A 1,494-nucleotide genomic window follows, 5' to 3' on the forward strand; every position below is an offset into this window, starting at 1 on the left:
GATAGTGTTGAAGAAGTCGGCGATGAAGCCGTGGATCCACTCGCACCGAAGCGTCTTGATTAAGGTCGACGCGACCTCCTCGCCTTAAGTGGCTCGGACGTTTGTTCCGAGGGTGCAAATCTTGGCCAATTTCCTGAGGTTCTGGGCGATGGCTGCAAGGTGGAACTCATCGCGGGCACCACAGGGGCCGCGCAATCGCAATCGATCGAGCTTCAGGATGCGCTTGAGGTGCGCGAACAGCATCTCCACCTTCTTCCGCTGATAGCGTGAGGTCTGGTAGGCGTCTGTCTTTGCGATGTCGCGGGCCATGTCGCGCGCGCCCTCATAGATCGAGCGCAGCACCTTGCGCGCCGGCTCCTTCGGGCAACAGCTGGGCTTCAGGGCACAGGCGTCGCAATCCAGCTTGCTGGCGCGATAGCGCATCATGCCATTCTCGTCGACGAGAGGGTGTGGCATCCGATAGGTCTTCTGGCGCTGCCTGAGCGTCTTCCCGCCAGGACAGATGTATGTATCGGCCTTATGGTCGTAGGTGAAGTCGTCGCGCGAGAAGGTGCCATCCTTGCGCCTAGACTTGTCGAAGACCGGGATATGCGGCTCGATCCCACGCTCATGCACCAACCAGTTCAGCATTTCGGCCGAGCCGTAGCCGGTGTCGGCAATCAGCCGCTCCGGCCAGAGGCCGAGCTCGTCGTGCGCCCGCTCGATCATAGTCTTGGCGGCCGTCACCTCGGCTTGGCGCACCGCGGTCGAGGGCTCCACGTCCACGATGATGGCGTGCTGCACGTCGATCAAATAGTTCGTGCAATAGGCATAGACGGCTGGGCCACCCCAAGCGGCAGTCCAGCGCGCGGCGGGATCAACAGGGGAGACGAACTTGGGCTCCACCGGCGTGGCGGCCCCGAAGGCGGCGTCATCCAGAGTGGCGAGATACTCAGCCACGGCCCGCTTGGCTTTGGGATTGAGGTCCTCGGCCGTTTCGATCCCGCGCTGACGGTGGGCGTCGGCGACGATCATGCTGGCATCGACCGCAAAGCCTTCGCCGCCGACGAGCCCTTCAGCTATGCAGCGCCGGACGACGGTCTCGAACAGTTCGCGCAGCAGGTCGGCATCGCGGAAGCGGCCGTGGCGGGTCTTGGAGAAGGTTGAGTGGTCAGGCACATCACCCTCGAGGCCAAGCCGGCAGAACCACCGATAGGCCAGGTTCAGATGTACCTCCTCGCACAGCCGGCGCTCCGAGCGGATGCCGAAGCAATAGCCGACGATCAGCATGCGGATCAGCAGCTCAGGGTCGATCGAGGGACGGCCGATCGGGCTGTAGAAGGGCGCCAGATGCTGGCGGATGGCGGACAGGTCGACGAAGTGGTCGATCGCTCTGAGCAGGTGATCCGCCGGCACATGCCGCTCCAGGCTGAAGCCGTAGAACAGCTCCTCCTGCATCACACTTTGCTCGCCCATCATCGACTCAATCTCCTCTTACGACGAAGATTGAATCAG

General features: G+C 62.6%; 1 protein-coding gene. It reads right to left on the reverse strand.

All coding sequences use genetic code 11. From position 1 onward, the window contains the following. Positions 1–84: 84 nt before the first annotated feature. Positions 85–1,458: a transposase gene (locus tag NKI97_RS35345; protein ID WP_352838603.1), complete on the reverse strand. Its 1,374-nt coding sequence runs from the start codon at positions 1,456–1,458 to the stop codon at positions 85–87. Positions 1,459–1,494 lie beyond the last annotated feature (36 nt).

This window comes from Mesorhizobium sp. M0296 (genome assembly GCF_040321675.1).
In the GTDB taxonomy this organism is placed as follows: domain Bacteria; phylum Pseudomonadota; class Alphaproteobacteria; order Rhizobiales; family Rhizobiaceae; genus Mesorhizobium.